Origin of the sequence: Actinoplanes sp. CA-131856, from assembly GCF_050956135.1 — a bacterium.
Lineage (GTDB): Bacteria > Actinomycetota > Actinomycetes > Mycobacteriales > Micromonosporaceae > Actinoplanes.
In genome coordinates this window covers 4,614,891-4,639,179 of record NZ_CP191849.1, presented here as the reverse complement: position 1 = coordinate 4,639,179, position 24,289 = coordinate 4,614,891, and the positions used below count along the sequence as shown (strand labels likewise).

Annotated in this window: 30 protein-coding genes; 13 read left to right on the top strand and 17 right to left on the bottom strand. The window is 71.3% G+C overall.

The genetic code is table 11. The features are described 5' to 3' along the window. The first annotated feature begins 41 nt into the window (after positions 1–41). Complete coding sequence (locus tag ACQP2X_RS21410; protein ID WP_498699621.1) at positions 42–617, top strand: TetR/AcrR family transcriptional regulator; 576 nt, start codon at positions 42–44, stop codon at positions 615–617. Here the strand turns inward: ACQP2X_RS21410 and ACQP2X_RS21405 are convergent. Beyond that, the gene (locus ACQP2X_RS21405) at positions 596–1,192 is read right to left on the bottom strand and encodes a TetR/AcrR family transcriptional regulator (RefSeq protein ID WP_498699619.1); all 597 of its coding nucleotides are present in this window, start codon (positions 1,190–1,192) and stop codon (positions 596–598) included. The two genes, ACQP2X_RS21410 and ACQP2X_RS21405, sit on opposite strands and share 22 nt — an antisense overlap. A gap of 89 nt (positions 1,193–1,281) precedes the next feature. Here ACQP2X_RS21405 and ACQP2X_RS21400 point away from each other — a divergent pair, with 89 nt between their 5' ends. Beyond that, positions 1,282–3,399 (top strand): MMPL family transporter, encoded by a 2,118-nt coding sequence (locus ACQP2X_RS21400; protein ID WP_498699617.1) that lies wholly within the window; start codon positions 1,282–1,284, stop codon positions 3,397–3,399. Here the strand turns inward: ACQP2X_RS21400 and ACQP2X_RS21395 are convergent. From ACQP2X_RS21395 to ACQP2X_RS21385, 3 genes are all read right to left on the bottom strand, one after another. Next, positions 3,349–4,431 (bottom strand): hypothetical protein, encoded by a 1,083-nt coding sequence (locus tag ACQP2X_RS21395; protein WP_498699616.1) that lies wholly within the window; start codon positions 4,429–4,431, stop codon positions 3,349–3,351. The two genes, ACQP2X_RS21400 and ACQP2X_RS21395, sit on opposite strands and share 51 nt — an antisense overlap. A 2-nt stretch (positions 4,432–4,433) precedes the next feature. Further along, positions 4,434–4,967 (bottom strand): RNA polymerase sigma factor, encoded by a 534-nt coding sequence (locus ACQP2X_RS21390; protein ID WP_498699614.1) that lies wholly within the window; start codon positions 4,965–4,967, stop codon positions 4,434–4,436. A gap of 241 nt (positions 4,968–5,208) precedes the next feature. Further along, positions 5,209–6,177: an SAM-dependent methyltransferase gene (locus ACQP2X_RS21385; RefSeq protein ID WP_498699613.1), complete on the bottom strand. Its 969-nt coding sequence runs from the start codon at positions 6,175–6,177 to the stop codon at positions 5,209–5,211. A gap of 104 nt (positions 6,178–6,281) precedes the next feature. On the opposite strand from ACQP2X_RS21385, the gene ACQP2X_RS21380 reads away from it, so the two are divergent. Further along, complete coding sequence (locus ACQP2X_RS21380) at positions 6,282–6,656, top strand: PH domain-containing protein (protein ID WP_498699611.1); 375 nt, start codon at positions 6,282–6,284, stop codon at positions 6,654–6,656. A gap of 38 nt (positions 6,657–6,694) precedes the next feature. Beyond that, the gene (rox, locus tag ACQP2X_RS21375; protein WP_498699610.1) at positions 6,695–8,119 is read left to right on the top strand and encodes a rifampin monooxygenase; all 1,425 of its coding nucleotides are present in this window, start codon (positions 6,695–6,697) and stop codon (positions 8,117–8,119) included. A gap of 427 nt (positions 8,120–8,546) precedes the next feature. On the opposite strand, the gene ACQP2X_RS21370 is transcribed toward rox, so the two are convergent. Further along, positions 8,547–8,975, bottom strand: a complete 429-nt coding sequence (locus ACQP2X_RS21370) for a hypothetical protein (RefSeq protein ID WP_498699608.1) — start codon at positions 8,973–8,975, stop codon at positions 8,547–8,549. Positions 8,976–9,033: 58 nt separating this feature from the next. Here ACQP2X_RS21370 and ACQP2X_RS21365 point away from each other — a divergent pair, with 58 nt between their 5' ends. After that, positions 9,034–9,375 (top strand): YciI family protein, encoded by a 342-nt coding sequence (locus ACQP2X_RS21365; protein WP_498699605.1) that lies wholly within the window; start codon positions 9,034–9,036, stop codon positions 9,373–9,375. Beyond that, the gene (locus ACQP2X_RS21360; protein ID WP_498699603.1) at positions 9,372–10,565 is read left to right on the top strand and encodes an RNA polymerase sigma factor; all 1,194 of its coding nucleotides are present in this window, start codon (positions 9,372–9,374) and stop codon (positions 10,563–10,565) included. The genes ACQP2X_RS21365 and ACQP2X_RS21360 overlap by 4 nt, the downstream gene beginning before the upstream one ends. On the opposite strand, the gene ACQP2X_RS21355 is transcribed toward ACQP2X_RS21360, so the two are convergent. After that, on the bottom strand, positions 10,548–12,179 hold the full coding sequence (locus tag ACQP2X_RS21355) for a methyl-accepting chemotaxis protein (RefSeq protein WP_498699601.1): 1,632 nt from the start codon (positions 12,177–12,179) through the stop codon (positions 10,548–10,550). The genes ACQP2X_RS21360 and ACQP2X_RS21355 overlap by 18 nt on opposite strands. Positions 12,180–12,220: 41 nt before the next feature. Further along, the gene (locus ACQP2X_RS21350; RefSeq protein WP_498699599.1) at positions 12,221–12,988 is read right to left on the bottom strand and encodes a sulfite exporter TauE/SafE family protein; all 768 of its coding nucleotides are present in this window, start codon (positions 12,986–12,988) and stop codon (positions 12,221–12,223) included. Between the two features lie 83 nt (positions 12,989–13,071). On the opposite strand from ACQP2X_RS21350, the gene ACQP2X_RS21345 reads away from it, so the two are divergent. Together ACQP2X_RS21345 and uppS are read left to right on the top strand one after the other, a co-directional pair. Next, complete coding sequence (locus ACQP2X_RS21345; protein ID WP_498699597.1) at positions 13,072–13,572, top strand: CGNR zinc finger domain-containing protein; 501 nt, start codon at positions 13,072–13,074, stop codon at positions 13,570–13,572. A 52-nt stretch (positions 13,573–13,624) separates the two neighbouring features. Next, positions 13,625–14,386 carry a polyprenyl diphosphate synthase gene (uppS, locus tag ACQP2X_RS21340; RefSeq protein ID WP_498699595.1) on the top strand — a complete coding sequence of 254 codons (762 nt, stop codon included), beginning with the start codon at positions 13,625–13,627 and terminating at the stop codon, positions 14,384–14,386. A gap of 20 nt (positions 14,387–14,406) precedes the next feature. On the opposite strand, the gene ACQP2X_RS21335 is transcribed toward uppS, so the two are convergent. Beyond that, on the bottom strand, positions 14,407–15,312 hold the full coding sequence (locus ACQP2X_RS21335) for a helix-turn-helix transcriptional regulator (RefSeq protein WP_498700988.1): 906 nt from the start codon (positions 15,310–15,312) through the stop codon (positions 14,407–14,409). A 101-nt stretch (positions 15,313–15,413) separates the two neighbouring features. Here ACQP2X_RS21335 and ACQP2X_RS21330 point away from each other — a divergent pair, with 101 nt between their 5' ends. Then, positions 15,414–16,064, top strand: a complete 651-nt coding sequence (locus ACQP2X_RS21330) for an alpha/beta fold hydrolase (protein WP_498699594.1) — start codon at positions 15,414–15,416, stop codon at positions 16,062–16,064. 7 nt (positions 16,065–16,071) lie between these two features. Next, positions 16,072–16,743 (top strand): HAD family hydrolase, encoded by a 672-nt coding sequence (locus ACQP2X_RS21325; RefSeq protein ID WP_498699592.1) that lies wholly within the window; start codon positions 16,072–16,074, stop codon positions 16,741–16,743. Here the strand turns inward: ACQP2X_RS21325 and ACQP2X_RS21320 are convergent. From ACQP2X_RS21320 to ACQP2X_RS21310, 3 genes are all read right to left on the bottom strand, one after another. Continuing rightward, positions 16,694–16,999: a hypothetical protein gene (locus ACQP2X_RS21320; protein ID WP_498699590.1), complete on the bottom strand. Its 306-nt coding sequence runs from the start codon at positions 16,997–16,999 to the stop codon at positions 16,694–16,696. The genes ACQP2X_RS21325 and ACQP2X_RS21320 overlap by 50 nt on opposite strands. A gap of 18 nt (positions 17,000–17,017) precedes the next feature. Further along, positions 17,018–17,659 carry an alpha/beta fold hydrolase gene (locus ACQP2X_RS21315; RefSeq protein ID WP_498699588.1) on the bottom strand — a complete coding sequence of 214 codons (642 nt, stop codon included), beginning with the start codon at positions 17,657–17,659 and terminating at the stop codon, positions 17,018–17,020. A 351-nt stretch (positions 17,660–18,010) separates the two neighbouring features. Beyond that, positions 18,011–19,171 carry an alkaline phosphatase PhoX gene (locus ACQP2X_RS21310; protein ID WP_498699586.1) on the bottom strand — a complete coding sequence of 387 codons (1,161 nt, stop codon included), beginning with the start codon at positions 19,169–19,171 and terminating at the stop codon, positions 18,011–18,013. Positions 19,172–19,310: 139 nt separating this feature from the next. Between ACQP2X_RS21310 and ACQP2X_RS21305 the strand changes: the two genes are divergently transcribed. Continuing rightward, positions 19,311–20,165 (top strand): class I SAM-dependent methyltransferase, encoded by an 855-nt coding sequence (locus ACQP2X_RS21305; RefSeq protein WP_498699584.1) that lies wholly within the window; start codon positions 19,311–19,313, stop codon positions 20,163–20,165. On the opposite strand, the gene ACQP2X_RS21300 is transcribed toward ACQP2X_RS21305, so the two are convergent. The 3 genes from ACQP2X_RS21300 to ACQP2X_RS21290 all read right to left on the bottom strand — a co-directional run bounded on the left by ACQP2X_RS21300 (position 20,162) and on the right by ACQP2X_RS21290 (position 21,272). Beyond that, positions 20,162–20,521 (bottom strand): hypothetical protein, encoded by a 360-nt coding sequence (locus tag ACQP2X_RS21300; RefSeq protein WP_498699582.1) that lies wholly within the window; start codon positions 20,519–20,521, stop codon positions 20,162–20,164. The two genes, ACQP2X_RS21305 and ACQP2X_RS21300, sit on opposite strands and share 4 nt — an antisense overlap. A gap of 144 nt (positions 20,522–20,665) precedes the next feature. Then, positions 20,666–20,842, bottom strand: a complete 177-nt coding sequence (locus tag ACQP2X_RS21295; protein WP_498699580.1) for a hypothetical protein — start codon at positions 20,840–20,842, stop codon at positions 20,666–20,668. A gap of 7 nt (positions 20,843–20,849) precedes the next feature. Continuing rightward, the gene (locus ACQP2X_RS21290) at positions 20,850–21,272 is read right to left on the bottom strand and encodes a winged helix-turn-helix transcriptional regulator (protein ID WP_498699578.1); all 423 of its coding nucleotides are present in this window, start codon (positions 21,270–21,272) and stop codon (positions 20,850–20,852) included. Positions 21,273–21,359: 87 nt separating this feature from the next. Here ACQP2X_RS21290 and ACQP2X_RS21285 point away from each other — a divergent pair, with 87 nt between their 5' ends. Together ACQP2X_RS21285 and ACQP2X_RS21280 are read left to right on the top strand one after the other, a co-directional pair. Further along, positions 21,360–22,178, top strand: coding sequence for an NAD(P)H-binding protein (locus tag ACQP2X_RS21285; RefSeq protein ID WP_498699577.1), 819 nt, complete (start codon positions 21,360–21,362; stop codon positions 22,176–22,178). Positions 22,179–22,195: 17 nt separating this feature from the next. Next, the gene (locus ACQP2X_RS21280; RefSeq protein ID WP_498699576.1) at positions 22,196–22,585 is read left to right on the top strand and encodes a nucleotidyltransferase family protein; all 390 of its coding nucleotides are present in this window, start codon (positions 22,196–22,198) and stop codon (positions 22,583–22,585) included. On the opposite strand, the gene ACQP2X_RS21275 is transcribed toward ACQP2X_RS21280, so the two are convergent. The 3 genes from ACQP2X_RS21275 to ACQP2X_RS21265 form a co-directional block, all read right to left on the bottom strand. Next, positions 22,524–23,084, bottom strand: a complete 561-nt coding sequence (locus ACQP2X_RS21275; protein WP_498699574.1) for an MIP/aquaporin family protein — start codon at positions 23,082–23,084, stop codon at positions 22,524–22,526. The genes ACQP2X_RS21280 and ACQP2X_RS21275 overlap by 62 nt on opposite strands. Beyond that, positions 23,036–23,254 (bottom strand): hypothetical protein, encoded by a 219-nt coding sequence (locus ACQP2X_RS21270; RefSeq protein ID WP_498699571.1) that lies wholly within the window; start codon positions 23,252–23,254, stop codon positions 23,036–23,038. The genes ACQP2X_RS21275 and ACQP2X_RS21270 overlap by 49 nt, the downstream gene beginning before the upstream one ends. Positions 23,255–23,316: 62 nt before the next feature. Continuing rightward, positions 23,317–24,135 (bottom strand): alpha/beta fold hydrolase, encoded by an 819-nt coding sequence (locus ACQP2X_RS21265; RefSeq protein WP_498699570.1) that lies wholly within the window; start codon positions 24,133–24,135, stop codon positions 23,317–23,319. Positions 24,136–24,289: the final 154 nt, after the last annotated feature.

The following is a 24,289-nucleotide window of genomic DNA, read 5'->3' as shown; positions in this document are numbered from 1 at the left end:
GCGGCGTGGAACCGCCGAAGCCCCAAGGTGTCCGAGCTCGCATGCGCGAGGCGATCCGCTCCGAGCTGACGGCCGCCGCCCTGCGCTCGATCGACGAGGTGGGTTTCGCCGCGACGACGGCCAGCGCCATAGCGGCCAGCGTCGGGGTGACGGAACGGACGTTCTTCCGCTACTTCCCCACGAAGGAGGACGCGGTCCTCCAGCCGATCGAGGCCGTGGGCCCCTCGATCGCCGCCGCATTGCGAAAACGCCCCACCGCGGAGTCCCCCGCGCAGGCGTTGAGGGCGGCCTTCCAGGTGGCCGTCGACTCGGTCACCGCCGACCCGGCCACGATGGCCACGGTGATGCGCCTCAACCGCAACGAGCCGGCCTTGCGCGGCCGCCACTTGCAGCAGCAGGACCTGTGGGTCACCGCCCTGGCCGAGGCTCTGGGCGAACGTCTGGACCGCCCGCCTACCTCCCCACGCTCACGCCTGGAGTGCGGCCTGATGATGCTGGCCTGGGAAAAGGCCCTGACTACTTGTCACGACCGCGACGACTTCACCCGCGCCGGCGAGGAGCTCGACGCCGCCCTGGACGAGCTGCGGGCCTTCCTTCAGGCGAGCCCCTCCACGTAGCCGACCAGGGCGCGTTTCAGCTCGGCGACCAGGGCGGCGCGCTCCTCGCCGTCGGTGGCGACGATCGGGCCCATCAGGGCGGCGACGATCTGGACGCTGACCATGGCGGCCCGGGCTGCGTCGGCGTCGGGCAGGGACGGGAAGCGGGCGCGGATCAGGGTGGCCACGCGGCCCGTGACGGCGTCGTGCAGCGGGCGGGCGGTGGCGGTCAGGGCGGCCGGCATCGCCGTGTTGCCGAACAGGGCCTTGGCGCCGGGGTTGGCGACGTTGAAGGCGACCAGCGGGTCGACGACGCGGGAGATCAGGTCGGGAAGGGGCAGGTCGGCGGCGGACGCCTGGTCGAAGGCGGCGGCGTGGGCCGCTCGCAGCTCCTCGAGCAGGCGCTGCGACAGGGCCTCGGCGATCGCGTCCTTGTTCGGGAAGTACTGGTAGAGCGAACCGGGTGACATGCCGGCGCGGGCGGCGATCGCGTTGGTCGACGTCTTCTCGTAGCCGGCCTCGGCGAACAGTGCGAGCGTCGCGTCCAGGATGTCGCCGATCCGGCGCTCGCCTCTCGCCTGCCGTCGCACGGGCATGCGGACCCCCTTGCCTTTTACGAGCGGTCGCTCGTATTCTTCAAAAACACGATCGATCGCTCGTATTTTCGCACACCGGGAGTCCTGCGATGATCCTCTACCGCCGTCGCCGTCTCGTCCTTATCCTCGGCCTGCTGGTCACGCTGGCCGCCGCCGTCCTGGCCACCGGCACCATGAGCCGTCTCGTCCTCAGTCGCTGGGAAGCGCCGGGCACCGAGTCCGTGCGGGCGCAGCAGGAGCTGGCCCGCTTCGGCACCGGCAACGCCAACCTGATCCTGCTGGTCACCGCCGAATCCGACGGGATCGACTCGCCCACGGTCCGGGCCGCCGCCTCCGCCGTGGCCGAGGAGCTCGCGGCCGACCGGGCCGTCGTGGATGTCTGGTCCTACTGGTCGCGGGAGCGCGATCCGACGATGCGCAGCGCCGACGGGCGGGCGGCGGTGATCCTGGCCCACGTCGGCGGGGACGCGACGGCGGCCCGGACGGAGATCCGGGAACGGCTCCTACCGGCCTACAGCCGGGACGGTGAGACGATCTCGGTGCGGGTGGGTGGCAGCGAGGCCGTGTCCAGTCAGGTCAGTGAGCGGGCGGCGGCGGACTTCGCCCGGGCCGAGCTGCTGATCGTGCCGCTCATGCTGGGACTGCTGGTGCTGCTCTACCGGCGGGTGCGGCTGGCCCTGCTCACGCTCGGCATCGGTGTCTTCGCCGTGGCCGGGACGCTCGCGGGGCTGCGGGTGGTGGCCGGCTTCACCGAGGTGTCGACCTTCGCGGCCAACATCACGCTGGTCATGGGGGTGGGGCTCGGCATCGACTACAGCCTGTTCGTCATCTCGCGGTTCCGGGAGGAGCTGGACGGCGGTTCGGCGGTGCCCGACGCGATCGCGGCCACCATCGGCACGGCCGGGCGCACGGTGGTCTTCAGCGGGCTGACCGTGGCCGCCTCGCTGTCGGCGCTGCTGGTCTTCCCGTTTCCGTTCCTGAGATCGTTCGCGTACGCCGGAGTCCTCGTCGTCGCGGTGGCGGTCGCCGGCGCGTTGACGCTGCTCCCGGCCGCCCTCGGCGTGCTGGGACACCGGGCCCGGCGCCGCGGCCGGGCCCGCGGTGACGGCGGCTTCTGGCATCGCAGCGGGTCGGCCGTCATGCGCCGGCCGGTGCTGTTCGCCCTGGTGGGGCTGGTCATCGTCGGGGTGCTGGGCGCGCCGGCGCTCGGGCTCCGGATCGGGCTGCCCGACGACCGGGTGCTGCCGCCGTCGGCGTCGACAAGGCAGACGTACGACCTGTTGCGGGCGGGCTTCGACACCGAGGCCAACGACGCGCTGTACGTGATCGGCGGACGGCCCGACGTGGCCGCGCTGTCCCGGGTGGCGGGCATCGCCCAGGTCAACTCACCGGCCGGGGTCTTCGTGGCCGGGACGAGGGCCGGGGATCTGCCCGACCCGGAGCGTTTCGCGCGCGGCGATCTCCAGCGCGTCGAGGCGGTGCCGTCGCGGGCGGCGCTGGCCGGCACGGGCGTACCGGAAATGGTCGAAGCCGTGCGTGACGCTTCTCCCGGCGCCCTGGTCGGTGGGTTCCCGGCCGAGCTGACGGACTTCCGCGCGGCCCTCACCGACCGGATCCCGCTGGTCGGCGGGCTGATCCTGGTGATCTCGTTCGTGCTGCTCTACGCCATGTCGCGCAGCGTGCTGGTGCCGGTCAAGGCGACGGTGCTCAACCTGCTCAGCCTGGCCGTGATGTTCGGGGTGCTGGTCGTCGTCTTCCAGAACGGCGCGTTCGCCTCGGTTCTCGGCTTCACGCCGATCGGCACGCTCGACCCGGCGTTCCCGATCCTGATGTTCTGCGTGGCCTACGGGCTGTCCATGGACTACGAGGTGCTGATGCTGTCCCGGATCAAGGAGAGCTACGACCGGCACGGCGACAACACCCGTGCGGTTCTCGACGGCTTGCGGCGTAGCGCTCCCCTGGTCACCGCGGCCGCCGCGATCCTGGCCCTGTCGTTCTCGCTCTACGCCACCGGCGAGGTCATGTACCTGCAGATGATCGGCGTCGGGGCGGCGGTGGCGATCCTGGTCGACGCGACGATCATCCGGGCCGTGCTCGTGCCGTCGCTGATGCGGCTGGCCGGCCGGGCGAACTGGTGGTCGCCCGGCCGGCGCCGCTCACGGCACGGTGAACGGCATGAGGAGCCGCTGGGTGCCGCTGTGGGTTAGCACCGCTCCGCGTACGGAATGGTCGTCCTGCCAGGCCAGCTCGATGGCACTCCCCTGGCCGTCGCCCGGCGCGGCGGCGACCCGGCGGTCGATCAGCACGCGTCCGGCCTCGGGGTCCAGCAGCGCTACCCGCAAACCGTCCTGGCCTCGGTAGCCGACGGCCAGCCGGTCGCCGTCGCGGTTGAGCCGCAGACTGAACACCAACTGGCATTCCGGCAGGTTCACCGGCCGCGACTCCCTGATCGAACCGTCGCTGGTCACCTGCCTCACCTGCGGGTGGCAAATGTTCGAGGTCACGTCGTACGCGACCGCGGCGGGGATGCTGTCCAGCGCGATCAACTGCTGGGATATCCGAAGCAGGAGGCTCTCCCGGCCGGTCGCCAGGTCGTGCGCGTAGTAGCCGTCGGGGCGCCACAGATACGCCGTCGTATCGGTCGCGGCGGCCAGCGTCACCAGTCGGTTCTTCTGCCGGACGTTCCGCGACAGCTCGACCTTGCCGTCCGTCCCGACGACCAGCAGGTCGATGGCGACTCCGTTGGGTGCCGGGCCGTCGGTGATCTCCACCCCCGGGGGCAGGTCACGCGGCCCGAGCGCGACCACGCGGCCGTCGTCGAGCACGGTGAAGTCGTTCCATCCTTCGGTGCCCGTGACGGCGTACGTCTGAAGACGGCCGTCACCGAGCAACTCTCCGACGCGTTCCCGCCTGTCGATGGTCACGGCGGCCTGGCCGCCGCCGCTGTAGCTGCCGGCGGCGTGATGCAGCAGGAGCCGCTGTGGCCGGTCATGCGCGAGGGAGGGCACCGGGCTCGGCTCGACCACCGGCAGGCTCGCCCGTTCCCGCGTCCGCAGCGCGAAGCCGGCGCCGACCACCATGAGCACCGTCACGAAGCCGGCGACGGCACCGACGTACCGCTGCCGGCGCCGCCGGCCCGCCGCCCGTCGATAGACATCGCCGAGCGCGCCCGGATATCCGACGGTCGTCTCCGCTGCCTGCCGGACCGCGACGGCGACGTCGCGAGGAATCTCGTCCATGATCACTCCTCGGTGCTCAGCGCGGATCGGAGGGTGGCCAGCCCCCGGGAGAGGCGGCTCTTCACGGTTCCTTCGGTGAGCCCGAGCGCGGCGGCCGTCTCGGCGGTCGACAGGTCGAGCAGGATGCGGCAGGTGAGAACGGCCCGTTGTGGGGCCGGCAACATGGCCAGGGCATCGCGGGCGACGATCGCGCTGTCGGGCGGGCCGTGGTGGGGGTGCGCGTCGTCCTCGACCGGCGGCCGTTCGCGGCGCAGCTTGCGCCGCCACGACGTCGCCCAGTTGAAGCCGACCCGGAAGACCCAGCCGGCCGGCGACTCGAGCTCGCCGACCACCGGCCATCTCGCGTACGCCCGGGCCATCGCCTCGTCGACGGCCTCGTGGGCGAGGTCGTCGCGGCGCAGGGTCACCGCCAGCGCGCGGTAGACCCGGTCCACATTGGCCCGGTAGAACGCCTCGAAGCCGTCGACATCACGGAGGGCCGGCGCCTCGCCGGCCCTCCTTGTGGAAGCCACCATGTCCGGTACACGCGGAAGCACCGCGAAACGTTCCCCCTTACAGGCAGTACTTCGCAACGCAAGGCTGCACGCCGCGTCGCGTATCCCCGGCGAGGCCCAAGGGTCTGTTTTATAACTGGGGTGGAAGCGAGGCGAGATCCAGGTTTCGTCTGGTGGTGGCCCGCGGAAGCTCGGCTACCGGTGTTGTAACCGGGCTTCCGCGGGACGCCGCCAGGCGGAAGCTGGGCCACGCCGCAGCCCCGCCTCAGTTATAAAACAGACCCTAAGGCCGGCGAAGCAGGGCGATCCGCCCGAGATCGATCTCGAGCGTGCGGACCAGCTCGAACCCGGCCGCCTCGATCTCGGCGACCAGACCGTCGAGCGGCCGGGCGAACGGCAGCCCCTGAGACCGGGCGACCAGGCGGGGCAGGGTGAAGGCGGCGCGCGCGGCGTCGTCGGTGGGCTCGGCGTCGAGCTGCTGGACGAGCAGGATGCCGCCGGGCCGGAGGCTGCGCAGGATCATCGCCAGGGTGCCGGACCGGGTCGGTTCCGGGAAGAAAGGCTGGGCCCAGAAGACCGCGTCGTACGGGGTGGGAGCGTCGAACTCGCGGGCATCCACGGCCCGGACGTCGACCCGGTCGGTCAGCCCCAGCGCCTCGGCCCGCGCCGAGGCCACGGCGGCGACCTCGGGGATCAGCTCCAGCGACGTGGCCCGCAGGCCGGGTAGCAGGCTGGCCGTTGTGAGCACGAAGCCGCCGACCCCGCTGCCGACGTCGAGCAGGCGGCCGTCGGTGATCGCGTCGCGCATCTCGGGCACGGCGTCGAGGATCTGGGTGACCACGGCCCGGGCGGCGTCGTTGGGGGTCAGCGCGACGGACCGGGCGATGACGACGCTCTCGGCGGCGGTCACCGCGGAGGCGCCCGTACGAACCACGTCCCCCACCTGCCGCGCGAGCAGGGCGCCCCGCTCGATCTGCGCCGCGAAGTCGACCGGCGCCGAGGCCGACAGGGCCCCGGCCAGCTGCTCCTCCAGCTGGAACTTGCCGTCCACCCGCACCACGATCCCGTGCGCGACAAGGGCGTCCAGCACGTCGCCGGCGTCGTGGCCCGCGAACCCGGCCACCTCCCCGGCGGTGTGCGGCTCGGTCAGAAAGGTCAGATAGCCCCGCTCACGGGCGGCGTCGAGCAGGGCGAGAGCCCGGGCCCCACGTTCCCACCCGGCCAGCGTCTCGGTCACCGATGTCGATCCCATGGCTGCATGGTGCCCCGTGTCCCGAATGTCATCCATGTTCTCCCGGTGTGCCGAGGGTCTCTCACCCGAACCCGGCGAGTCGCCGCCTCGGTTACCGTAAGCCGGTGATCGACTTTTCCAGCCCCTCCGTTTTCAAGCTCAATCCCTGTGACCCCGCCTCCGTGCATCCGCAGGTCGCGCCCCTGCTCATTCCGGGTGAGCATCTCGTGGCGGCGTTCCGGACCACCCGGGACTTCGTGACGTTCACCAACAAGCGGCTCATCGCGGCCAACGTGCAGGGCATGACGGGCAAGAAGGTCGACTACACCTCGCTGCCGTACAACAAGATTCAGGCCTTCTCGATCGAGACCGCCGGCAACTTCGACCGCGACGCCGAGCTCGACCTGTGGTTCAGCGGGCTCGGGAAGGTCCGGCTCGAGTTCAAGGCCAACGCCGACATCCGCCAGCTGGGTCAGATGATCGCCTCGTACGTCCTCTGATCGCCCGGCGGGCTCTACCGTGGAGCGGGGTGGTTCTCGTGACTGAGGTGATCGTCGTCGGTGGTGGGCCGACCGGGCTGATGCTGGCCGGGGAGTTGCGGCTGCGCGGGGTCGATGTGGTCGTGCTCGAGCGCGAGGCCGAGCCGACCCCGAACGTGCGGGCGCTGGGGCTCCACGTCCGCAGCATCGAGATCATGGATCAGCGCGGGCTGCTGGGGCGTTTCCTGGAGCGGGGCAAGCAGTTCCGGCTCGGTGGTTTCTTCGCCGGGCTCGGCACGAAGTGGCCCGACGGGCTGGACACGGCCCACTCATACGTTCTCGGCATTCCGCAGACCGAGGTGGAGCGGCTTCTCGCCGAGCACGCGGTGGAGTCGGGAGCCGAGCTGCGGCGCGGGGCCGAGGTGACCGGGCTCGGCCAGGACGACTACGGGGTGACGGCCGAGCTGGCCGACGGCTCGCGGGTGCAGGGACAGTTCCTCGTCGGGTGCGACGGTGGCCGCAGCACCGTGCGCAAGCTGCTCGGCATCGGGTTTCCGGGTGAGCCGTCCCGCCACGAGACGCTGCTGGGGCAGATGGAGGCGTCGGCGCCGCCCGAGGAGATCGCGGCCGTGGTGGCCGAGGTGCGGCGGACGCAGTTGCGGTTCGGGCTCGGGCCCTCCGGCGACGGGACCTACCGCGTGGTCGTTCCGGCCGACGGGGTGGCCGAGGACCGTACGGCCGCTCCGGCCCTCGACGATTTCCGGCGGCAGCTGCGGGCCTTCGCCGGCACCGACTTCGGCGTGCACTCGCCGCGCTGGCTGTCGCGGTTCGGTGATGCCACGCGGCTGGCCGAGCGTTACCGCGACGGGCGGGTCTTCCTGGCCGGCGACGCCGCGCACATTCATCCGCCGACCGGTGGGCAGGGCCTCAACCTGGGGCTCCAGGACGCCTTCAACCTGGGCTGGAAGCTGGCGGCGGCGGTGGCCGGGTGGGCGCCGCAGGAGCTTCTCGACTCGTACGAGTCGGAGCGGCACCCGGTCGCGGTCGACGTGCTCGACAACACCCGGGCCCAGATGGAGCTGATGTCGACCGATCCGGGCCCGCAGTCCGTACGGCGCCTGCTCTCCGATCTCATGGACATCGACGAGGTGAACCGGCGGCTGATCTCGAAGATCACCGCGATCGCCGTCCGCTACGACTTCGGCGCGGCGCAGGATCTGGTCGGGAGACGCTTGCGGGATGTACGCCTGAAGCACGCCGGCCGCCTCTTCGACCTTCAGCACGCGGGCCGCGGCCTGCTGCTCGACCAGACCGGTGACCTGTCGGCCGAGGGCTGGACGGACCGGGTCGACCACGTCACCGATGTCAGCGACGAGGTCGACTTCCCGGCCGTCCTGCTCCGCCCCGACGGCCACGTCGCCTGGGCCGGCGCCGACCAGCGGGAGCTGACCGCTCAGCTCCCCCGCTGGTTCGGCCCCGCCTGAGAAGGCCCGCCCTCAAGGAGGCGCCGCCCGGAGGAGGCGCCTCCGACGGTCTACCCTCGCCGTCCCCAGAGGCCCGGCCGTCGCGCGTCACGCCACGAACCGCGGCGGGGCGGCGAGTATTTCCACGGCGGCAGCGTCGGCGGGCGGCGCCGCCGGGTCCACCGGGACTTCTCCGCTGTGGACTGCTGCCGGAAGAGGCTCGACGGCCGGACGTCGTACGGAGCGGGAAGACGGATGTCCAGAAGCTGATGGAAGATCATATATACGCACCGATCTGCTGAGGTGATCCGCGCACGCCGAAGAAGCGCGTGGCGCGCGCGGGAGGTCACAACGAGAAAGCTCAGCTGACGCGGTACAACGGCCTGTCCTCTTCCGGTGGGTGTCCGGCGACGCTAACAGCACGCCGCCGGTCACTTCCACCCCTTATTCAGAGCTTGACGAGCGCCAGCTCCCACTGCCCGTGGTCGTCGTCCCACACGGTGACCGCCTCGCCGGCCGGCAGCGGGTTGCCCGACGGGTTCTCGTCGACGATGAGGTCGTCGTACTCCTCCTCGATCTCGCCGATGACGCGCATCGCGTCCTCACGGGTGCCGTCGGTGGCCACCCGGATGCGCGCCACCCGCCACTTGCTGTCGCTCAGGTCGCGCCCGGCCAGGTCGCGTCCCTCGACCAGCTCGCCGTCGATCTCGAAGAAGCTACCCGGCCCGTCGACCAGCAGCGTTCCGGTGTCCAAGATGGTCAGATCGTCGTCGACGACGTTCCGCTCGCCGCTGAGCACGGCTGGATCGGTCCAGGCGGGCCGGCGGTCGAGTTCGGTCTCGTAGATGAAATTTCCCCAGGCGTACAAGGCGTACATGTAGAGAACGCGCCCTTTCCGTTCGTGTAGGCAGTGAGAAGCGGAACGAGGAGGAATCATGGCGCAATATCTGCTGAGCATCTACCAGCCCGACGGCGACCCGCCGCCGCCCGAGGTGCTGGGCCCGATCATGGCCGAGCTGGAGAAGCTGAACGAGGACATCAGGGCGGCCGGGGCCTGGGTGTTCGCGGCCGGGCTGCATCCCCCGTCCTCGGCCACCGTGGTCCGCGACCGTGACGGGGAGACGCTGCTGACCGACGGGCCGTTCACCGAGGGCAAGGAGCATCTCGGCGGCTTCACCGTCATCGAGGCGGCCGATCTCGACGAGGCGCTCGGCTGGGGCGGGCGCCTGGCCGCGGTGCTGGCGCCGCTGTCCATCGAGGTGCGCCCCGTCGCATGACCGGCAGCGAGATCGAGCGGGTGTTCCGGGCCGAGTTCGGCCGGGCCGTCGCCGTCCTGACCCGCCACTTCGGCGACCTCGACGTCGCCGAGGAGGCGGTGCAGGAGGCGTTCGCGGTGGCCGTGCGCCGCTGGCCGGAGACCGGGGTTCCGCCCGCGCCGGCCGGCTGGATCGTCACGACGGCCCGCCACCGGGCCATCGACCGTCTGCGGCGCGAGGCCCGGCGGGCCGAACTGGAGGCGGAGGCCATGCGCGAACGGGAACCCGGCCCGGGCGACGACGACCGCCTCCGGCTCATCTTCACCTGCTGCCATCCGGCGCTGGCACCGGCGTCCCGGGTCGCGCTGACCCTGCGGCTGCTCGGCGGCCTGACCACGAGCGAGATCGCGCGGGCGTTCCTGGTGCCCGAGGCGACGATGGCGCAGCGGCTGTCCCGGGCCAAGGGGAAGATCCGCGACGCCCGGATCCCGTATCGGGTGCCGCGCGACGAGGAGCTGCCGGGGCGGCTCGGCGCGGTTCTGGCGGTCCTCTATCTGGTTTTCAGCGAGGGGTACACGGCGGGGGCCGGCGACAACCTCACGCGTGACGATCTCACCGCAGAGGCGATCGGGCTGACCCGAATGCTGATGGGTCTCATGCCGGACGAGCCCGAAGTGCGGGGCCTGCTCGCCCTGATGCTTCTCGTCGAGGCGCGCCGGCCCAGCCGTACGACCGCGAACGGTGACCTGATCCGCCTGGGTGACCAGGACCGGAGCCGGTGGAACCGGCGGTTGATGGACGAGGGGCGGGAGCTGCTGCGGGCTTGCCTGCGCCGCGACCGGCCGGGCCCGTACCAGTTGCAGGCGGCCGTCAACGCGGTGCACGCGGACGCCGGGAGCATCGAGGAGACCGACTGGCCGCAGATCCTCGTGCTCTACGACCATCTGGCGCTGCTCGATCCGGGGCCGGTCGTCGCGCTGCACCGGGCCGTCGCGGTCGCGGAGGTGCGCGGTCCCCACGAGGCGCTGGCCATTGTGGAGGGTCTGAAAGGCTTGGAGAGACACCACATCTGGTACGCCGTGCGGGGTGAGCTTCTCGGCCGATGCGGCCGCCGGCGGGAGGCCGGTCAGGCGTACGCCCGAGCGGCGGAACTCACCGCGAACGCGAGTGAGAAACGGTTTTTGCGGGGCCGGTCAGACGCGGAACGCTGAGACGACGCTGCGGAGCTCGGACGACATGCGGGCCAGCTCGGCCGTGGCCTCCTGCGTCTCGGTGACGCTCTGGCTGGTCATCCGGGCCGCCTCGGCCACGCCGGTGATGTTCTCGGCGATCTCACCGGTGCCGCCGGCGGCCTCGGCGACGCTGCGGTTCATCTCGGCCGTGGTCGCGGTCTGTTCCTCCACCGCGGACGCGATGGTGGTCTGGAACTCGCTGATCCGCTCGATGACGATCGAGATCTCCTCGATCGCGGCCACCGCGCCGCTGGTGTCGGCCTGGATGGCCTCGACCCGGCGGGAGATGTCCTCGGTGGCCCGCGCGGTCTCCTGAGCGAGATCCTTGACCTCCGAGGCGACCACCGCGAAGCCCTTGCCGGCGTCACCGGCCCGGGCCGCCTCGATGGTGGCGTTCAGGGCGAGCAGGTTCGTCTGCTCGGCGATCGAGGTGATCGTCTTGATGACGTTGCCGATCTCGGCCGACGACTCGCCGAGCTTGCCCATCGTGGCCGACGTGGTCGCCGTGACGCTGACCGCCTCGGCCGCGACCCGGGCCGCCTCGGCCGCGTTCTGCGAGATCTCCCGGATCGACGCGCCCATCTCCTCGCTGCCGGCCGACACCGTGTCGACGCTGCGCGACACCTGCTCGGCCGCGGCCGACACGGCCTGGGCCTGCACCGAGGTCTCCTCGGCCGACGCCGCGATGTGGGTGGACGTGTCGGTCAGCCGCTCGGAGGCGCCGGCCAGCGAGGCGGCCGAGTTCTCGATGGTGGTCACCGTGGCCCGCAGCCGGGCCATCGCCGAGTCCAGCGAACGGCCCATCCGGCCCGGCTCGTCGCGGCTCTCGAGGCCGGTGGTGCGGGTGAGGTCGCCGTCGGCCAGGCCGTCGCAGACGACTGTCACCTTCACCAGCGACTGTACGATCTTGCGCGCCACCCAGAGGCCCAGAACGAGCGCGACGGCGAGACCGACGATGAGTGTGATGAGCGAGAAGGTACGGCTGCTCGTGTAGGCGTCGTTGGCCGCGTCCGAGTTCTTCGTCGCGTCGGCGGTCTCGGCCTTGTCCAGGGCGGTCGTGTTGGCGTTGATCTTGTCGAGGATCGGCTTGGCCTCGTTGTCGCGGAGGTTGGCCCACTCGACCAGCGCGTTGCGTGTGCCGGCCGGCAGCATCTTGTTCTTGGCCACGGCGACGTAGTCGTCCCAGTTCGACTGGAGTTCGTCGATCAGCGCCGGGTCCCCGGCCGGCATGCTGTTGCGATAGGCCGTCATCGCGGTGCTGAACAGTTCGAGGTCGGCCGCGAAGCTCTCGGCGTACTTCTGGGTCGTGGCGGCGTCGACCGACAGCGCCTGGTTGGCCAGGTCGATCCGGGTGGCGCTGATCGCGGCCCGGACCTGGCCCACCGCCTTGACGCTGGGAATGTTGCTCTTGGAGATGAACTGGGCCTTGTCGTTGACCTGGCTCAGCGAGACGATCCCCAGGATGCCCACGACCAGGGCGACCAGGGCGGCCACACCGACCGCGATCAGCACCTTGGCACTCACACCGAGATCGGAGAACGAGAAGCCCTTCCGGCCCGGGGCGCTCGGTCCGCTGGTGGTCACAACGCTCACGATGCCCACTATTGCGAATCAATCTCGCCAAAGCTGCCGATTCACCCGAAATACTGAACGGCCAGACGTATCACCATACCGACGACGACCACCACCAAAGCCATCCGGACGAAGCCCGCGCCGCGCTTCAGGGCGGTCCGCGCCCCGAAGCGGGCACCGGCGATGTTGCAGACGGCCATCGACAGGCCCAGCCACCACAGCACGTGGCCGCCGGCGGCGGAGACCACCAGCGCGCCGAGGTTGGTGCCCACGTTGAGGACCTTCGCGGTGGCCGAGCTGCTCACGAAGTCGAGCCCGAGCAGGGCGGTGAATGTGATGATCAGGAAGGTGCCGGTGCCCGGCCCGAACACGCCGTCGTAGAAGGCGATCGCCACCCCGGCCACGGCCACGGCGATGGCGCGGCGGCGCGCGGTCGGATCGGCCGCCCCGACGGTGACCCCGAACGACGGCCGCAGGACGACGAAGGCCAGCACGCCCAGCAGCAGCACCATGATGGCCGGCCGGAACCAGTCGACCGGGATGCTGCTCGCGGTGACGGCGCCCAGCCCGGCGAAGACGACCGCGGCGCCCGCGGCCGGCCCGGCCACCCGCCAGTCGATCTTCGTGCGGCGCGCGTACGTGACCGCCGCCGTGGTGGTGCCGCAGATGCTGGCCACCTTGTTGGTGCCGAGCGCGGTCACCGGCGACAGGCCCGGCAGGCCGAGCAGCAGCGCCGGCACGAGGATCAGCCCGCCGCCGCCCACGACGGCGTCCACCCATCCGGCGGCCGCGGCCACCGCGAGGAGCAGGAGCACTGACTGCCAGTCCATGGGCTTCCCTTCGGTTCGTTGCTGGGCGATGGTCATCATGCTGTAATGGGCTTATGCACCTCAACCCTTACGGAGAGGATGCGGTGCGGCTCGCACTCTCGCTGGCCGTCGACCCGCCGCCCTCCGCCACGGCGCTGGCCACTCGGTGCGCCGAAGCCGGCGTGGTGCTCGAACGCCCGGTCGCTCCCTCCGACCTGTCGGCTACATCGGCTTATCTGGCCCGGTGGCTTTCGGTGGTCGACGCGACCGACGGCGAACGGGCCGCGCTGCTCAACTCCTTGCTGCGCGAGACCGCCGCCTCCCCGCGCCTGACCGATCACGCCGGCAGCGGCTGGCACATCCACTACCGAGAACCGGACCAGTCGCTGTCCTCGCTGCTGGGCACGCTGATCAGCGTGGGCACGGCCCTGCATCTCTCGGGCCGGGGCATGCACCGGCTCGGCCGCTGCGCCGCGGGCGGCTGCGGTCGCCCGTTCGCCGACTTCAGCCGTACGGGGAAACAGAAGTACTGCTCGCACGCGTGCGGCAACCGCGACGCCGTGCGCCGGCACCGCGCTCGTGCCGAAACGGTGAAGATGCCGTAGAGATCCCATGCGGGCGGCGGCCCACGGCGGCCGGTTCTGCTGGGATCGCGGCATGCTTCGGTCCTTCGCGTACGCCGTCTACGCCCGCCTGCTCCGTCACCAGCTGGCCGGGGCCACACTGCCGAGGCACGTGGCGATGGTCATGGACGGCAACCGGCGGTGGGCCCGTCAGATGGGCTTCGGCGATCCGCGGGTGGGCCACCGCTACGGCGCCGAACACCTCGACGAGGTGCTGAGCTGGTGCGCCGAGGCCGGCATCCGGCACGTCACGGTCTTCGTGGCGTCGGTCGACAACGTTCGCAAACGCGACGCGGTCGAGGTGGGCAACCTGATGCGCATGATCGAGGACGTGGTCGCCGAACGCCTGCGCCGCCCGGCCAGCCCGTGGCAGGTCCACCTGGCCGGCCGCCTGGACGTCCTGCCCGACTCGACGAGGAACGCGCTGAAGCTGGCCGAGGAGGAGACCAGAGACCCGGCCGCCACGTCGCACCTGACCATCGCCATCGGCTACGACGGCCGCGAGGAGATCGTCGACGCGGTCCGCTCGCTGCTGTCGTCGGCCCCGTCGCTGCCCGAGGCGATCGAGGCCCTGACGGCCGACCGCATCGCCGAACACCTCTACACGAGCGGAAGCCCCGACCCCGACCTGGTCATCCGCACCAGCGGCGAACGCCGCATGTCCGGCTTCCTGCTGTGGCAGGCCGCCTATTCCGAGCTGTACTTCTGCGACGTCTACTGGCCGGGCTTCCGCCAGGTCGACTTCCTGCGAGCCTTGCGCTCCTACGCCGCCCGGCACCGCCGCTTCGGCGCCTGACCAGCCGACCGCCGGCCGGCCTACTCCAAGGCGGCGGTGAAGCGGGCGGCCACCGCGGCCACGGCGTCGCGCAGCTCGGGGCCGCCCTCGACGGTGAAGTCGATGGGGATCGTGGCCAGCCACTCCTGGGCGTACATCTCGGTGTTCGTCGTCGTGCCGATCAGGACGCAGCGGTCGCCGTCGGGCTCCAGGCGGCCCATGGGCGGGCGGATCCAGCGGGCCACCTTGTCCAGCGGGGCGTGGAAGACGACGCGCGTGGTGTATTTCCAGCCGGCGCCCAGGTTCTGCTCCAGGGAGGCGACCGGGTCGAGGTCGGCCGGTGGGGTGAACGTGTGCGGGAGGCGCTCGACGGCGCGGATGCGGTCGATGCGGTACGTGCGGATGGCGTCGGCCCGGTGGGAGTGGCACAGCAGGTACCAGCGTCCGAAGCGGACCACCACCGCCCACGGGTCGACCTCGGCGTCCCAGGCGTCGCCTCGCTCCGAGCGGTACGTCACCAGCACCCGGTGGCGGTCGGCGGAGGCGGCCACCAGCGCGCTCGTGGTGGCCGGGTCGGGGCGGGCCGCGTGCCGGTCGGGGGCCGCCGAGGCGTACGCCCGCAATGCCGCCGCCTGGCGGCCGATGCTGTCCGGCAGGGCCCGGATGACCTTGCTGAGGGCGGCGCCGACCAGGTCGTCGGCGTCGATCGCGGCCGGGTGGCCGTCGAGCACCGCCATGACCAGGCTCAGGGCCTGATCCTCGGTGAAGACGACAGGGGGCAGCCGGGTGCCGCGGCCCAGGCGATATCCGCCGTACGGGCCCCGGGCGGACTGGACCGGGATGCCGGCCTCGCGCAGGATGCCGACATAGCGCCGGGCGGCCCGCTCGGTGACGCCGAGGTGGGCGGCGAGCTGCTCGGCCGTCGTGCCGGGGCGCGCCTGGAGCAGCTCCAGTGTGCGCAGGGCCCGTGCGGTGGGGCTCGATCCGTCCGGCACAGGCAGCACGCTACCGGAAGCCGATCGTCCGGAATAGGCCGTACGTTGCCGGCATGACGATTGTTCTCGTGGGCGGGCTGTGGATGGACGGGTCGGCGTGGCGTGAGGTCGTGCCTGAGCTCGAGCGGCGGGGGCGCTCCGCTGTCCCCGTACCACCGGCGGGCCCGACCTTGACCGAGCAGATCGACGCCGTGGTCGCGGCCGTGGACGCGGCGCCCGGCAAGGCCGTCGTGGTGGGGCACTCGGCGGCCTGCACGCTCGCCTGGATCGCCGCCGACCGCCGGCCCGGGACGGTGGCCAAGGTGGTCATGATCGGCGGATTTCCCGCGGAGGACGGGAAGGCGTACGCGGACTTCTTCGAGATCAAGGACGGCGTGATGCCGTTCCCGGGCTGGGCGCCGTTCGAGGGACCCGACGCCCAGGATCTGGACGAGGAGGCGCGCAAGCAGTTCGAGGCGGCGGCGGTCACGGTGCCGGAAGGCGTGGCCCGGGGCATCGTCCGGCTGACCGACGAGCGCCGCTTCGACGTGCCGGTCGTGCTCGTCTGCCCGGAGTTCAGCCCGGCGCAGGCCCGCGAATGGGTCACCGGCGGCGACGTGCCCGAGCTGTCCCGGGTGAAGCACCTCGACTATGTCGACATCGACTCGGGGCACTGGCCGATGATCACCCGGCCGGTCGAGCTGGCGGAGATCCTCGCGGCATGATGAGGCGGTGACGACCGACGCGCTCATCTTCGACTTCGACGGCCTGCTGATGGACACCGAGACGACACTGCTGGAGAGCTGGCGGCACGAGTGGCGGCAGCACGGCCTCGAACTCGCCGAGGACGGGTTCTTCGCCGACCACGGCGGCGACGTCAACGAGGAGAGGTACGCGGCGCTGGCGGCCGCCGTCGGCGCGGGATACGACCGCGAGGCGAGTCACGCCCGCCGCGCCGCCTATCGCCTCACCCTGAACCAGAAGCTGGAGCCGGCGCCGGGCATCCGCGAGTGGTTCGAGGAGGCGGCCGGGCTCGGGCTGCGCCTCGCGGTGGCCAGCAGCTCGCACGAGGACCACGTGCGCGGTCTGCTGGAACGGGCCGGCCTGGCCGCCGCGATCGACGTGCTGGCCTGCGGCAACGAGGTCGCCGCCCACAAGCCCGATCCGGCCGTCTACCTGCTCGCCCTGTCCCGGCTGGGCACCGAACGGGCGGTCGCTTTCGAGGACACCCCGCACGGCGTGGCGGCGGCCCAGGCCGCCGGCCTGCCCTGCGTGGCGATCCCCAATCCGTACGTAGCGCCGTCGCGCTTCGCGGCGGCGGACATGCTCCTGCCGAGCGCGGCGGCGGCGAGCCTCAGCGAGGTGCTTTCCGGTCTGCCAGGGCGTACGACGCCGCGGCCGTGACCGCCGAGACGGCCAGCACCGACGGCCAGGCCCCGATCCGCTTGGCCAGCGGATGCGACAGCCCGAACGCGCCGACATAGGTCGCGACGAGCCCCGCCGTCACGGCCGGGCTGGTGCGGCGCGCCCACTCCCGCCCGGCCAGCACACCACCGGCGGCCAGAACCGCGCCGCCGAGGGGACGGACACCGGTGCTGCGGGCGACCTGCCACCCGCCGATCAGGGAGGCCGCGGTGACCGCGGCGGTGGAGACGCGCATGCCCCGACCGTACACGCGTCAGCTCAGCCAGTCGTAGATCTCCCCGTAGACGTCAGGCCCCGGCAGATGCCCTCCGGTGTAGACGTGACCCCGCGCCCCCGCAATGGTGGCGAGCATCCACTCGGCGTTCTCGGGCGGCACGACAGGGTCGTCGGTCCCCCGCCACACCCCCACCGGCACGGCGATCCGCGCCGCGTCGAAGCCCCAGGGCCGCGCGAAGGCGAGGCTGTCGTCCACCCACCCGTCCATGCCGTCGGTGAAGGTGGCCCGGATCCGCGCCATGGCGTCCGGATCGTCCCGAGCCGGACGGCCTGGCTCCCGCGGCACCTCGGGCCCGCCCGCCTCGATCTGGGCCAGGATGTGCGCGGCGCTCTCGGCCTGCCGCTCCCGCAGCGTGACCTCATCGGTGGGCGACTGGCGGGGCTTGATGCCGGACAGCACGGCGCACCGGGTCACCCGCTCCCCCAGCAGGGCCGCGGTGGCCAGCGCGTGCGGCCCACCGCCGGACCCACCGAAGACGGCAAACCTTTCCCAGTGGTACGCCTCGGCGAGCGCCCGCACATCGGCGGCGGCATCGGCCACGGTCCGCCCCGGCTGCCGCGTCGACCCGCCGTAGCCGGGCCGGTCATAGACGAGGAAGCGAAGCTTGCTCCGCTCCATGACATCGGTGAGGCTGGGCCGCTTCCACCGGCTGCTGGGCGACCCACTGTGAAAGACGGCCGGCGCCCGTCCGCGGGCCCGTAAAGGCAATACCGTAGGACGCGACCGTCCGGGAGCGTCAGCTCCGAGGTTTCCGGCAGGCTCATACCTGCCATCCAATCAGGAGCCTTACGAGACCCGGAGATGGGGACAATTGCGCCGTAGGGATCGCCGGCTTCATACCGCTCGGCAAACCTGCAAGTCCAGATCCAGTAGGTCCGCAATCGCATTGTCGCGTCCTTACCCTGCGGTTCGCCCATGAGGAACGCCGCGCTCGTGTCGTGGTGACGCTACGAGCGCGGCGTGCCGACCTCAGCGGCGGAAGGGGCCCGTCACGCAGTACGTGATGCCGCCCGACGACGAGCCCGTCGTTCCTCTCTGTGAGGAGAAGTAGAGGCGGTCGCCGGCCGGTGTGAAGGCCGGGCCGGTGATCTCGGAGCTGCTCTGGCCGGTGATGCGCAGGAACGGGGAGATCTTGTCGTCGGGGGTGATCAGGCAGATCTCCATGTTGCCGCCGTCCTCGGCGACGTACAGGTCGCCGGACGTCGAGCCCGTCACGTTGTCGACGCCGGTCAGCGGGGCCGTGCCGGGGCTCACCAGGTTGTCGTCGTAGGCCAGTTCGTACGTACCGGCCGCCAGGTTCACCTGCCAGACGCGGTTGTCGCCCTTCGTGGTGAACCAGACCGTGTCGTCGGCGTAGTGGCAGCCCTCGCCCCCGTTGAAGGACTTGGCGCCGGACACCTGCGAGCGGGTCACCGTGGGCGAGCCGTCCGGGTCGGGCACGTTCGCCCACGTGAAGGTGCCGGACGTGCCCGAGCCGGCCACGAACACCTGGAGGACGCCGGCCGAAAGGTCACCCCACACCGTCGGCACGAAGCGGTAGAACTTGCCGTTCGTCTCGTCCTCGGTCAGATAAACGACCTTGCGTACGGGATCGGCCGCCGCCGCCTCGTGCTTGAAGCGCCCCATCGCCGGGCGGACAACGGCACTGCCACCCAGGGGGTACGTCTCGTAGACGCGCCCGAGCGAGACCTCCTCGCACGACAACCACGTGTTCCAGGGCGTCTTGCCCCCGGCGCAGTTCTGGTTCGTGCCCGAGAGGATCCGGGACGCCCCGGTGACGACACCGCTGGAGTTGAAGACGATCCGGGAGGCGCCGCCACCGGCCGAGGAGGAGACCTCCGAGTTGGACACGTAGATCCAGCCGGTGCCGTTGGGGATGACCGCGCCGCCGTCGGGGGCGTCGTGCCAGACGTACGACGTGCCGGGCACCGCCTGCCGGGACCTGGCCACGATCGAGCTGGTGAAGCCGGACGGAAGTTGGATGCCGCGGGCGTCCGCGGCCTGAAGCGGGCCGTACGGCCCGGTGGCGTTCTGCGCCGGCGCCCCGTACGCCGCCGACCATGCCGTGAAGGGCAGCGCCACCGCGCCCGCGCCGACCACTGTCGCTCGCAACATCGCTCGTCGATCCATGGGTCACATTCAGCCGGACGCGGCTGACGGCGAGTCGATGATTAGATGAACGTCGATGAGATAATCGGTGGTCCGGCCCGCCGCCCGCCGCTAGGTTCGCCTCGTGGTCTATCAGCATCCATTGGCGTACACCCTGGGAATGGAAGGTGTTGCCTTGCTGCGCGCCTTCGCCGGGGAGTACGACCGTGCCTTCACCGAAGCCCGCATCAGCGAGATCCGGCGCCTTCTCGACAGCCCAGCGCTGAACGACGACGGGGTCACGGCGGAACGGGTCGACACAGTGAACGGCTACAAAGTCTGGTCGGCCACCTACGACGACCCGGGCAACGGCCTGTTCGCCATCGAGGAGCCCATCGTCCACGAGATGCTCGGTTCCGTGCCGCCGGGCGTGGCCCTGGACGCGGCCTGCGGCACCGGCCGCTACACCGCGTTCCTGGCCGAGCGGGGCCACCGGGTCATCGGCGTGGACAGCTCACCGGACATGCTGGCCCGCGCCGGCAAACGCGTCCCCGAGGCCGACCTGCGCCAGGGCGACCTGCACGAGCTCCCGCTCCCCGACGACCACGTCGACATCGTCGTGTGCGCGCTGGCCCTGACCCACCTGCCCGGCCTGGCCCCGCCGATCGCCGAGTTCGCCCGCGTCCTGCACCCCGGCGGCCACCTGGTCATCACCGACGTGCACCACGAGCTGGTGGCCCTGGGCTCGGTGCCCCGGGTCCGCTCCGGCGACGGCGAGCCGGGCCTGCTGCCCGCGTTCCGGCACCGCGCCGGCGACTACCTGCGCGCCGCCCTGCCGCTGGGCCTCCAGCCCGTGCGCTGCGAGGAGCCCCGCATGGCCGGCGACACCAGCCGCGACATGCCCGAGCAGATAGCCACCGGCCCGTGGGACCTGTGGCCGTGGAGCCTCCACGACATCGTCCCCGCCGCCACCGGAGCCGCCTGGAACGACACTCCCAGCCAGATCATCTGGCATTTCCGCCTGGCGGGTCGCTAGCCGCCGGACCGGCGGAGAGCGAGCTCGACTTGGCGGAAATTCGCCGAGGGCAGCGTGCCGACGTAGGCAGTCAGGTCGGCCGGGGTCAGCGAAACCCGCCAGGTGCAGAAGATGTGGTCCTGGTGGGGCAGAGCCACCCGGATGACCCCACCGCCCGGGATGTCGAGGGGGACCTCGATGCCGGCCAGGCCGCTCGGACGCGTGGGCGCAGCCTCGTCGGCCGACAACATGACGTAGCCGCGCTTCTGGTCCTCGGTGGCAGGCGCCACGATCTGGATGGCGTGCAGGTCCTCGGACAGCAGCAGCACCGGCCACGACGGGTCGAGGGTCGAGTGCCACACTTCGCCTGGCTTCATCGGGCTTGGAGGGTCGGCATGAAGCTGATGCTCCCGGACGGACGTGTCCGGCGGTATCGCTTTTCACCCGCCGGCAAAGGCCCTTCGTGGCGGCGCACCAGGCGGAGTCCCTCTTCGACCTCTGACCCTCCGACCGGCGGCTGGTCAGTGGGGCAGCAAGGGGCGCATGAAGGTGCGGTCGTATCGCAGGACGCAACCCGACTCGTCGCGGATCTGGTCGGCGGCTATGAACTCCGGGTCGTGGCCGAAGCGGGAGCGGAAGCGCTCGTACGCAGCGATCTGGGCGGGGTCGATGACGTAGTGCACGACGCAGGTGATCATCGGGGCGTCAGTGGATCTCGTTGTCGGGGTGGGTGGCGTCGTAGGAGCGGCGCGACTCGGCGATGCCCGCGCGGTGTTCCAGCGACCAGTCGGCGAGGGCCTTCACCAGGTGGGTGAGGCTGGCGCCGGTGTCGGTGAGGCGGTAGTCGACCTGGGCCGGCACCGTGGCGTACACGGTCCTCGCGACCAGGCCGTCCCGTTCCAGGCGGCGCACCGTCAAGGTGAGCATGCGCTGCGAGATGCCGTCGATGGCGCGCTGCAACTGGCGGAAGCGCCGGGGACCGCCGGCGAGCTCGACGATCACCAGGACCGACCACTTGTCGCCGACCCGGTCGAGGACGTCCCGGATGCCGCAGTCGGGATGCTCCGGAAGCCCGCACGGTTCGAGGTCGGCGGCCTCGATGGTTACCTCGGTGTGCGTCGGTGACACGGAACTGCCTCCTTGTGAGCGGCCGGGCGCCTGATCAGGATCGGAACCTAGTTACTGAAGAGAACCACGGCAGGAGACCGAACCACAATGATCATGGTGACCGGCGCCAACGGACAGCTCGCTTCCCGCACGCTCGCCGAGCTGCGCGAGCGTGGACGACCAGCCCGGGGAGGCAGTCGTACGCCCACTGGCGATCAGCGCCGGCTCGACTTCGACGACCCCGCGACTCTCGACCTCGCCGGCGTCTCGACCCTGGTGCTCGTCTCGGCCGGCTACGCCGAGGACGACCGGGTCGTCGCGCGCCACGCGGCTCTTCTCGACGCCGCCGGCCGTGACGGGGTGACCCATGTGGTCTACACCAGCCTGACCGGCGCCGGGGACCACCTCGGTTTCGCGCTGGCGCACCGGGCCACCGAACGGATGATCAGGCACAGTGAGCTCGCCTGGACGATCCTCCGCAACGGGCTCTACGCCGAGCTTTTCGGCGCCCTGCTCACCTGGACACCCAGCGGCCTGGAGTCGGCGTTCGGCGGCGGGGCGCTCGCCGCGGTGGCGCGAGCCGACCTGGCCGCGGCGGCCGCCGTCGTCGCGAGTGAGCCGGCCGCGCATGCCGGTCAGGTCTACGAACTGGTCGGCGACCCCATCACCGCCGGCGACGTGGCGGAGCGCCTCGGCGCCGCCCACCGCACGATCGGGCTCGGCGATTATCGCGCCCGTCTGCTCGGCGACCCCACCCTGTTGCCGTTCCAGCCGCCCATGCTCGCCTCGATCGCCACCGGCGTCCGTCACGGATTTCTTGACAACACCAGTCCGGATCTCGTACGCCTGTTGGGCCGCCCGCTCACCGATCCGCTCACCGTCGCCGCGGAGACCGCCGCCGCTCTGCGCCCCGCGACGCGCTTGTGACCGATACTGAGACGATCATGTATGGACGCCTTCCGCTGCACGAGCAGCTCGCCGCTCTGAGGACCACGCTGGAACGCAACGAGACCCTGGTGCGGGTGCTCGACAAGGCGGCCGACGTCGCACCCCCGAACTGGTACGTCACCGCGGGCTGTCTGTTCCAGACCGTGTGGAACGTCGTCACCGGGCGGCCGCCGGCCGAGGGCATCAAGGACTACGACGTCTTCTACTTCGACGACGGCGATCTGTCCTGGGAGGCCGAGGACCAGGTCATCAAGGCGTTCGCCGACGTCTTCAACCTTGTCGTGCGGCCCAATCCCGTCCTGGCTCCGCGCCACGTCTACGAGGCTAAGACCGCGCGCTGGCGCCGGCAGTGGCCGGCGTTGCGGGTGCTGGACTGGCCGGCCTGAGCGGCCACACCAGCGCCGCCGCGATGCCGCCGATCAGCGGGCCCGCGAGGTAGGCCCACCACGCGGTCCACTGCCCGGCCACCAGCATCGGGCCCAGGGCCCGGGCCGGGTTGACGCCGGCGCCGGTGATCGGGCCGCTGATCAGGATGGCCACGCCGAGGGCGGCGCCGATGGCCAGGGCCGCACCGGCCCGGGAGACCCGGTCGTCGGTGGCCACCGCCACCACCACGAGGACCAGGATGAACGTCACCAGCGCCTCGACCAGCAGCACGCGGAGACCGCTCACCCCCGTTGCCGGAGCGGTCGCGCCGAGTGCCGCCTGCGAGCGGGCCCGTGAGCCGTCGATCCCCCACGCCGCCAGGGCGGCCAGCACCGCGCCCGCCAGCTGGGCGGCCGCGTAGAGCGGCACGTGCCGCCACGGGAAGCGGCCGGAGACGGCCAGGGCCACCGTCACCGCCGGGTTGAGGTGGGCGCCGCTGACCGGGCCGAGCGTGGCCACCGCGGGACCGTCGCCGAGCTGAACGCCGGGCCCGCGATCGGCGTGGCCAGCGCCGCCGAGACGGCCGTCGTGATGATGGCCAGCACGAGGATGAACGTGCCGATCAGCTCGGCCGCCGCTGAGCGTTCCAGGGCCGCGCCGATGCGGTGCCCGTGAAGACCGGTAGCCAAGGGGACCTCCGAGAGAAAGAGTGCCGGCGGCCGTGGGAACGGCCGCCGGCGTACAAGATGGATCAGCTCTGCCAGAACTCCAGCAGGTCCTTGTCGAGCTCCTGCTGGTACGAGCCGGCGATGCCGTGCGGGGCGCCCGGGTAGACCTTCAGCGTGCCGTTCTTGACCAGCTTGATGGTCTTCTCGGCGGCGGCCGCGATCGGCACGATCTGGTCGTCACCGCCGTGCGCGATGAACATCGGGACGTCGAGGGCCTTGAGGTCCTCGGTGAAGTCGGTCTCCGAGAAGGCCTTCACGCAGTCGTACGCACCCTTGAGGCTCATCTGCATGCCGAGGCGCCAGAACTGGTCACGCTGGCCCTGCGAGACCTCGAAGCCGTGGTTGATGCCGAAGAACGACTCCGACAGGTCCTGGAAGAACTGCGAGCGGTCGGCCAGCACGCCGGCGCGGATGCCGTCGAACACCTCGATCGGAGTGCCCTCGGGGTTGGTCTCGGACTTCACCATGACGGGCGGCACCGCGCCGGCCGTGGCGATCTTCGCGACCCGGCCCGCGCCGTGCTGGGCCGCGAAGCGCACGACCTCGCCGCCGCCGGTGGAGTGGCCGACCAGGATGACGTCCTTGAGGTTGAGCGCGTCGACCAGCTCGGCCAGGTCGGCCGCGTAGGTGTCCATGTCGTTGCCGAGCCAGCTCTGCGAGGAGCGGCCGTGCCCGCGGCGGTCGTGGGCGATGGCCCGGAACCCGTTGTCGGCGGCGAGCTTCAGCTCGACGTCCCAGGCGTCCGAATTGAGCGGCCAGCCGTGGCTGAAGATGACCGGCTGTCCGGTGCCCCAGTCCTTGTAGAAGATCTCGGTGCCGTCGGTGGTGGTGATGTAAGGCATGGGGTTGTTCCTCCGCTGGGAAGTCTGTTCGCTTTCCTGACCCGAGACTTCTGTGCGGTGACTGCGCCAGCATCGGTCGGTTGACTGCCTGTGCGAGCCGGGCCGTCGTCCGACCGATGACGGGCGACTAGATCAATCTGCGTGCAAACTTCCT